Annotated in this window: 5 protein-coding genes and 1 pseudogene; 5 read left to right on the top strand and 1 reads right to left on the bottom strand. The window is 51.2% G+C overall.

All coding sequences use genetic code 11. From position 1 onward, the window contains the following. From N512_RS24235 to N512_RS0118800, 5 genes and pseudogenes are all read left to right on the top strand, one after another. Positions 1–234, top strand: a pseudogene (locus tag N512_RS24235) (transposase); the annotation flags it as partial. Between the two features lie 221 nt (positions 235–455). Then, positions 456–2,630, top strand: a complete 2,175-nt coding sequence (gene katG, locus N512_RS0118815) for a catalase/peroxidase HPI (RefSeq protein WP_028781295.1) — start codon at positions 456–458, stop codon at positions 2,628–2,630. A 414-nt stretch (positions 2,631–3,044) separates the two neighbouring features. Continuing rightward, a complete protein-coding gene (locus N512_RS0118810; RefSeq protein WP_028781294.1) occupies positions 3,045–5,201 on the top strand; it encodes a hypothetical protein in 2,157 nt (718 codons plus the stop codon). A 10-nt stretch (positions 5,202–5,211) separates the two neighbouring features. Further along, positions 5,212–7,143 carry a toxin-antitoxin system YwqK family antitoxin gene (locus tag N512_RS0118805; RefSeq protein WP_028781293.1) on the top strand — a complete coding sequence of 644 codons (1,932 nt, stop codon included), beginning with the start codon at positions 5,212–5,214 and terminating at the stop codon, positions 7,141–7,143. A 207-nt stretch (positions 7,144–7,350) separates the two neighbouring features. Next, on the top strand, positions 7,351–7,698 hold the full coding sequence (locus tag N512_RS0118800; protein WP_028781292.1) for a hypothetical protein: 348 nt from the start codon (positions 7,351–7,353) through the stop codon (positions 7,696–7,698). Between the two features lie 254 nt (positions 7,699–7,952). Here N512_RS0118800 and N512_RS0118795 read toward each other — a convergent pair. After that, a partial coding sequence (locus tag N512_RS0118795; protein ID WP_028781291.1) for an Ig-like domain-containing protein occupies positions 7,953–8,984 on the bottom strand: 1,032 nt, incomplete at its 5' end.

The raw sequence follows: 8,984 nt of genomic DNA, 5'->3' as shown, positions 1-8,984 counted from the left end.
GAGTTGGGCAGGAGGTTTGTCGGAGTATTTATATCTATAGCGGCATGAAGAGGTGTCGGATAGTAGAGCTAAATATCCAGATAGACCATGTTCACTTACTGGTGAGACTTCCGCCAAGCTTGAGTGTCTTCAGTGGGAGCAAACGAAGAGATCATTCGTCGATATGTAAGGTATCAACAGAAAGTAGAGGCAGAGGAATCAAACGGTCAGATCAAGCTTGGTTTGGATGGGTGATTCTTTTAGCCCCCTTCTAGGGGGCTGTTCAAAGCCACCTGCTATGCAGGTGGATTTTTTACTTTCGGCCGAGGATGTGCCGGGTAAACCATACAAATTATATGGTTAAGAAATGCTTAACGGATTAGATATATACTCCTTGTTCGAGTATAAAAATTAGTCAGCGTATGATGTGAGAGTAAGTCTACTGTAATGCTTGTACCAATATGGAGATAACACCTATGACCGGAAGTAAGCCCTTGGGCAAATGTCCAGTAATGCACGGCGCCAACACATCCATAGAGCAAGACATCATGAAGTGGTGGCCCAAGTCGCTCAAGCTCGACATCCTCAGCCAGCACGACAGCAAGACCAATCCCATGGATCCCGATTTCAACTATGCCGAAGCGTTTGCCAAATTGGACTATGCCGGCCTGAAAGCCGATCTTAGGGCACTGATGACCACGAGCCAGGACTGGTGGCCGGCAGATTGGGGCCACTATGGCGCCATGATGGTGCGCATGGCCTGGCATGCGGCCGGTTCTTACCGCATTGAAGATGGCCGCGGCGGTGCAGGTACCGGCAATCAGCGTTTTGCCCCTCTCAATAGTTGGCCGGATAACGTCAACACAGACAAGGCTCGGCGTCTGCTATGGCCTATCAAGAAGAAGTACGGCAACAAGATTTCCTGGGCAGACCTGATCATTCTCGCCGGTACAGTCGCTTATGAAACCATGGGGCTGAAAACTTTCGGCTTTGCCGCCGGACGGGAAGATATCTGGCATCCGGAAAAGGATACCTATTGGGGCTCGGAGGAGGAGTGGCTGGCCACCAGTGATGGCCCCAACAGCCGCTATTCCGGGGAGCGCGAGTTGGAAAACCCATTGGCAGCCGTGATGATGGGGCTTATTTACGTTAACCCTGAAGGGGTTGATGGCAATCCGGATCCGCTGAAGACGGCCAAGGACATGCGGGAAACTTTCAAACGCATGGCAATGAATGATGAAGAAACCGTGGCGCTGACCGCAGGTGGCCACACTGTGGGTAAGTGTCACGGCAATGGCCGCGCCGAAAATCTCAGCCCGGAGCCAGAAGCGGCCGGCTTGGAAGAGCAGGGTCTGGGCTGGCTAAACCACAAGAGCCGGGGCATTGGCCGCGATACTGTGGTCAGTGGCATTGAAGGGGCTTGGACAACCCATCCTACCCAGTGGGATAACGGTTTCTTCAAGATGCTGTTGCAGCATGAGTGGGAGCTGAAAAAGAGTCCAGCCGGTGCCTGGCAGTGGGAGCCTGTGGATATCAAAGAGCAAGACAAGCCTGTGGATGTGGAAGACCCGTCAATACGCCACAATCCCATAATGACAGATGCCGATATGGCGCTGAAGGTCGACCCTGAATATCGTAAGATTGCCGAGCGTTTTGCCCAGGATCAGCAGTATTTCAGCGAGGTGTTTGCCAGGGCTTGGTTCAAGCTGACCCACAGAGACCTGGGGCCAAGAAGCCGCTATCTTGGGCCGGATGTGCCGACGGAAGAGCTTATCTGGCAAGACCCCATCCCTAAAGTCGACTACAGCCTGACTGCCAAGGATGTCGCCGACCTCAAAACAGAGATCCTGGCCTCCGGGCTGAGTGTGGCTGAGTTGGTGGCTACCGCCTGGGACAGCGCTCGCACCTTCCGCGGTTCTGACTACCGGGGTGGCGCCAACGGCGCGCGTATCCGTCTGCAGCCGTGCTGCGACTGGCATGGCAATGAGCCGCAGCGGCTGCAAAAAGTACTCAAGGTGTTGGAGGCTATCCAGTCAGGTTGCGGCAAAGAGATCAGCCTGGCCGACCTGATAGTGCTTGCGGGCAGCGCCGCAGTTGAGAAGGCCGCGAGAGATGCCGGGGTCAATATCGAGGTGCCATTCCTGCCGGGGCGCGGGGATGCAACCCAAGAGATGACGGATGTGGAATCGTTCGCCGTGCTTGAGCCTTTGCACGACGGCTTCAGAAATTATCTGCAGGCCGATTATCGGGTGACTCCCGAGCAACTCTTGCTGGATCGCAGCCAACTTATGGGGCTCACGGCCCCTGAAATGACAGTGCTCATAGGTGGTATGCGGGTGCTGGGTGCCAACTTCGAGGGGGCATTACAGGGCGTGTTTACCGACAGGGTCGGTGTTTTATCCAATGACTTCTTTGTCAATCTCACCGACATGCGCTATCAGTGGCGACCGGTTGCCGACAACCTCTACGAGATTGTTGAGCGTCACAGCGGCGCGGTTAAGTGGACCGCAACCCGAGTGGACTTGGTGCTTGGCTCCAACTCGATTTTACGTTCTTATGCGGAAGTCTATGCCCAGGATGACAACGGCGAAAAGTTTGTTCGGGACTTCGTCAAGGCCTGGGCCAAGGTGATGAATGCCGATCGCTTTTAACTGAGAGCCAATAGACAGTATATGCCCGAGAGACATCTGGGGGTTGGAGTAGTGCAGCGTATGTAGCTGTATAATTCCAACCCCAGTTTTTTTGGCGTTGTACGGACTTAAAAAGGCTGCAACCTGACGTCAGGGTGGAAATCTGCCGCAGGGAGCAGAAAACGCCGGTTGCAGTAAAACTATGAGTCAGCAAGACTCTAGCCGCAGGAAAGGGTTGGTTGCCTCAAATGAGGTGGGACTTATTGTGGATTTTTGGCTTGGCCTTAAATAGAGGCTTTTTCCCAAAGCTATTGGCGAATTTGCGACGTTTACCCGGCGAAATGGTTAAAGCCTGCGGGGATGGCAGCAGAATTGTGACTCAGGTTCTGGCATAATGTAGCGCTAATTTTTAAGTGTTCTTCTTCAAGGAATGAAATGAAGCAGTATCTTTCCCTCTTCGGCCTGTTATGGCTTTTGTCCGCATGCACCCCCAATTCCCATGTTGAATTTGACCCCAAAAAAGGCGATCAAGTTGATTACTGGGTACAGGCCAAAGCCACTATAGATATAGGTGGACGTCAATTTACTCAGGACAGCAACTCCCTGATGCGTTATGAGGTAATTGAGACCTCGCCGGCGCTAAAGATGGAGCTGGTACCCAAATATATGGCTATGTCAGGCGGCGGCCGGCCTTTCAGTAGCTTTGGCGCTACCGATGACAACCCTGAGCTGCAGAAGATGTTTTCCAAAGGCTTTGAAGTCACTCTGGATAAAGACTCAGGCAAACTGCTGGCGTTTAAGGCCAAGGACGATGAAACCTGGCAAAAAATATTGGCACGCTCTGGCCCTGAGCTAATCAAACTTTTGGCCCCGGGAATGGATGCTCCCGGCGTGTTGCGGGAGATCCCTGCCAAAGAGGGCAGTAAGCTGACACTTGAGGGGTTCAACGGCCAGCAAGCCGAATTACTGGTCACCAAAGTTACTCCCGAAACCGTAGACACCGAGTTGACGGCCGAAAGTGATGATAGCCGCCTGTATGGACATATGCGCCTGGCCCGCGATAGCGGCTGGTTGCAGAAAATGGTGTTGGTGCTGGAAACTAAAGTCGAACTCAGGGGCCGACAAGGCAGCAACCATATGTTGCTTGTCATGGAGCGTAAAGATCTGCTCGATCAAGTAGGTGATCTGAGCAATCGAATTGCCCCCGACTCTCTGGATAACTGGATTCCCATAGTGACCGCGCCGCCCAAACCTGTTGACGGGCAGGAGATCAGCGCCGAAGCCTTATTCCAATACGGCAAAGGAGCATATCGCGTCGAATCTAAACATCTCCAATTGGAGTTATTGCTCGCCGAGCATGAAAAAGAAGTTCTGGGAGAGATCACCTATCGAGACTTCAAGGCATTGGACGCCGAAGATAAACCTATTGAAATGGAGTTTGCCGTTCTAGGCCAATTTGGCCCCTATCAGCAAAATGACAAGCTAGTCACCAGTACCGCCATTGCACCTCTGGGCTGGAACCAGCGAAACCAGTTTGAAAAAATATCCTCCTTCAGCGCCATGGCAGATTTTATGCCACTCGAACTGGTATCGATTTCCGGCCAATGGCAGTCGGGACAAGAGCAGCAACTGGCGTTTGACGGCGGTATTGTCACCATTACACCTATAGCGCAGCAGCCAGATGAATATCAACTGCATTTCAGCGGCACAGATGGCTATTTGTTGCCATTTTTTGATGGGCTTGAAGGTGAATACCGTTACCAGACGCCAGAAATCGGCCCCAAATGGCTCAATAGTTTGGATCGCAGCATACTATTTAGCGGCGAGAATGGGTTTAGGGTGAAGTTGACTAACCAGCCATCAGAGGTGACCTTCTTTGCTGTGAAGAAGCAGCAACAATCGAGCTTCAGCCGTGAGGTTAGCTGGGTAAGCCGCGAGGCCTTTGCTGCCGATTACACCCTGCCTCCAATGGATAAGAATTACCTTTACAATGACACAGGCGAAGACTCTGCTGATTTTGATCCTATGAGTTTCTCGACCCAGGCCGATACGCCGCAAGGTGCTAAGCTGACCCTGCCACAGGACTGGGCCGGTGTCTGCCAACTGCAGATAGAAGGCGATTTTAAACAAGGGCCGTCATCCTTGGTGTGGAAAGCGAAGTATGACAAATGGAAGCCTGCGCAACTCCAGTACCAACTGAGTACAGAAGATGGTCTTCGCCGTTATTTCTATGGCCTGGAAATACCCAGTCATCTGCATTGTGATGGACGCCCGGTATGGCAGCCAATTGACTATACCCCGAGTGAGCGCGCCTGGCTGGTGCCTATCGAAGTATTCGGTGAGCTGGATCTGCAGCAATCCACGCGGCAGTTCCTTCAGCAGTACCATCTCTATAGTGCCGACGGAGTACAACTGCCTTTGCTGGATATACACGCTCACTATCTCAATACAGACCATGCGTCCCTGAGCGAAGCCGTTATGGAAGACAAATACCTAAGGGTTGCCGATAGAGTGGAGCGTATCAGCAAGCTCGAATATCAGGGCGAACCCCTGGATATTCGTTGGGTCAACAGTTTCCCGCCACTGCCTTAAGGACAAGAAAATGCGTGTATTGATATTACTTTGTTGCCTGATGAGCTGGATGGCCAGCGCTGAGACAGTGTGGCTGAATGATGATTGGCAAGTGGTCGACAGTGAGCAACAGGCCAGTTTTTATGTCAAAGATCCTCAAACTCAGGATCAACACGGTTGGCAAACCACCATCTATTATGTCGGCTCGGATACCCCCAGATTCAAGGGCAGCTTTGCCAAGCCGGGTATTTTCCAGAATGCCTTAGGTAGCTACCAGTTCTTTCACAATAACGGCAAGCTGTCTTCCGACGGCAACTATAACAGTAACAGCGAGATGGAAGGCCCTATCCGCTTCTATGATGAAGACGGCATCCTGACCATGGAGGCCAGTTTTGTTGATGGTAAGCAGCGGGGCACTCAGAAAAACTTCTACAGTAACGGTCAGTTACAGGAAGTCTATGAGCAATTGGGCGACAAACGCGTCGGTAAAGACAGCCACTATTACCAGGATGGCAGTCTGCAGGCGCAACACTCGCTGGTCAATGGGTTGCCGGAAGGGGAGCAACTGGAGTACTACCCCGGGGGGCAACTGCGTGAGCGCAGCCTGTATCTGGCGGGTAAACTGACCGGTGAGCGCAAACGTTATCACCGCAATGGCGAGCTGTCTTACATTGATACCTTTGGCCCTAAAGGCCAACAGGGTAAAGCCTATGAATACTGGGATACAGGTGCCAAAGAGGCCGAATCTGTCTATGTGGATGGCCAGCGGCAGGGGCCGGCCAAACGTTGGCACAAGAATGGGCAACTCAGTTGGGAAGGCAGTTATCAGCAGAATCGAGAACATGGGGAAAGCCGTCACTACGATTCACAGGGGCAACTGACTCGAGTTGAACACTATCAGCAGGACAAGAAGGTGGGCGAGCAGCAAACCTTTTATGCCAATAGCTCGCAGCTGCAGCATTTAGAGCGCTTTGACAATCAAGGCCGATTGGTCTTTGAGCAAAAATTTGCCGATGACGGCAGCAAGACCATGGAATTCAGCGCCCGTTTTGTCAAAGACAAGCAGATCCTTGACAGGCAATACTTTAAAGAGGGCAAGCTTAGCTCAAGAATGCAGCAGGATATGACCCGGGTGTGGACTCTGTTTCAGAAGTTTGATGCCAGTGGGGTTGTCATTGAACGAGAGGAGAAACTGAAAGGTAAGCGCGAGGGGCTGACTCTACAAAGTTATCAAGGGATTTGGGACGATGAGCCCTATATAGAAACCAGTTACTACAAGGAAGGTAAGCTCCATGGTGCCTATGAGAAGAAACTGGTTAGCGGCAAGCTGTTGGAGCAAGGCGAATACGCCAATGACAAAAAGGTGGGTACCTGGACCTACCTGGATGCCCGTAATCGCAGCACTGAAGAGTATGACAGCCAAGGGCGTCTGCATGGTGAGGTGAAAAAAATCCAGGTGCACGATGGTCAATTGTTGCAACTGGCACATTACCGGCACGGGCAGCTTGAAGGCGAATACCAGACCTACAACGAAAAAGGCGAGTTGCAAGCCAAAGGAAATTATAGTCAGGACAAACGGCATGGCCAGTGGCAGTACCAGGAGCCCTATGAAACCCAAGTGTCCCTCTGGCAAGGAGAGTACCATCACGGCAAAAAAGTCGGCACTTGGCTGGCCCACTCTGCAGCAGGTTATGAACTGGGGCGGGAGCAGTATGACGCCAAGGGGCAGGAACAAGGCAGCTTTTACTATTTCACTGAAGACGGTTTATTGAAAAAGGTCGCCCGTTATCAGGACGGGAAAGAGCATGGTGATACCGTGTCTTACATCATGGGTAAACCCTACTATATCCAGATGTTCAAACACGGCGAGTTCTTGGGGAGTCGTGATGTCGATGACGATGAGTCGTCGATGGGAGAGGGCGACTGCGATAACTCTACCTCATCGCTGCTGTTTGGTTGCTAATGGGTATTTTATTGTTTAAAGGCTGAATCTGCTCATTGGTCAGGCGGTATTCCGCCGCTATAAATCTATGTTTAAGGCCGTATCTGCGGCCTTTTTTATGGTTAGGTAAGCCTGATCAGAAAATTACGATGACAACAAGGATGTTTCTTAACGACCTTGTTTTCATGTCCCTATACAGTGCAACCAAGATCTCTTGAGGGACTGCTTATGGATTTCAGAACATACAGAGAGTTGGCGATGACAGCCGAGCCAGGCTGGGGCATCGCGTTTCTGAAACAAAATAAGTATGAAGTTTACCATCAGACTCTCTACTGGCTGATGGATGTCGGTTTTCCTGTTCCACTAAGAGAACTGCGAATCGAATGCTTGGCCGGGTGCGACATTATCTGTTGCCTTATTCTCCCATCTCGCCTGGAAAGATTCCTCGAAAAACAGGAGATCGCTCTTTATAAGAGCGACAAAGAAGCCCGCTGGGTATTACCCAATCCGATATCAACCCTTCAATATCGACGTTGGCAGGCTTCTGTTCTCATGTATTCCCTTCGGCTCCTTTAAACTTGTAGGTTATAAAATTGTACAGGCCTATGAAATAATTGGACTAAATAGGCTTTCTAGGTAAGTAGTGGCGATTCCCCCGGCTTAGTGTCAGACAGCGGATGAGAAGAAGAACTGACCAACCAACGGATTCACGCTAACGCTGATGTCCCCAGGTATTACTGAAATACCCGCCATCTCCTGTGGTTGGCGGGTATTTAAGAACGAATATTGAAGCGCCAGCCGTATTGCACTGGTGCTTTGGGTTTTACTCCTTAGGATTCAGGATCTGAAACACAGGAGCGGAAATGGCCAGAATCCCCAGCTATTGCAATATTTCCAGTGGTAAGGTTAATACTGTTAATTCCATCTTGCCGCCGAAACTTGCTTCTGTAACCGGTAATACCTGAGGGCCAAGCACGGGCCTCGTACATATTGCCAAATGTTCCAAACAACTCGTACAGCTCGACAAGTGTGGCAGGACGCCAATTAGTTCTACCGGATAACTTGTTCTCACTGTACTTTTCACAAAGCGGGGAAGATTGTTTATCTGTATATGTACGGAAACCATAATACCTATAAATTGATTCTGGATATTCTGAAACCAAGTAACTACCACTGTCTGGTACATCTTGCGTGCCAGGATATACAGTAGATGGTGAACTGGTAAATAGTTGACCTGAACCATCACCAGCTGTTGCATCAAAAACATCTACACACTTGCCCGCAGGAGAGCATACCTCTACCTGAACACCAGCAGAGACCTCATCTTTAGAGGCCACCACAAAAGGATATGGAACGTCACGCAAATCGGTTGTCACAACCCCAGTTACCTCACCTGTAGCCGATACTGTAGCCGCATTGCTGGAGGCGATTGCCCAATCGGCACTCTCGGTAATATCAACCACAATACCGTCGCTAAGCATTGCCATTGCGGTCATTTGCACAGTTTCTCCAACTCGGATTATCGGTAACTCTGGGGTCACCTCGATGGAGATTACAATGGCATCCGACACGGTTACTGCAACCGCATTACTGGTAACCTCCCCCAAACTGGCGGTCACTGTAGTGCTGCCTGCCGCGGCGGCACTCAATAATCCGGCTGGGGTCACTGTCGCCACGCCGGTATCGGCCGAGAGCCAGGCCACCAGGGTAGAGATATCTGCCGACGTTCCATCACTGTAGCTGGCTGTCGCAGCCAGTTGCTGTTGCTGCCCCTTGGCAAGGTTTACCGGTGAAGGTGTCACCTGAATCGCGGTGACCACAGCATCCGACACGGTTACTGCAACCGCATTACTGGTAACCTC

The organism is Shewanella sp. 38A_GOM-205m (assembly GCF_000518445.1).
Lineage (GTDB): Bacteria > Pseudomonadota > Gammaproteobacteria > Enterobacterales > Shewanellaceae > Shewanella > Shewanella algae.
Note: the sequence above shows the minus strand (reverse complement) of the source record. Positions and strands in the feature narration are given on the sequence as shown.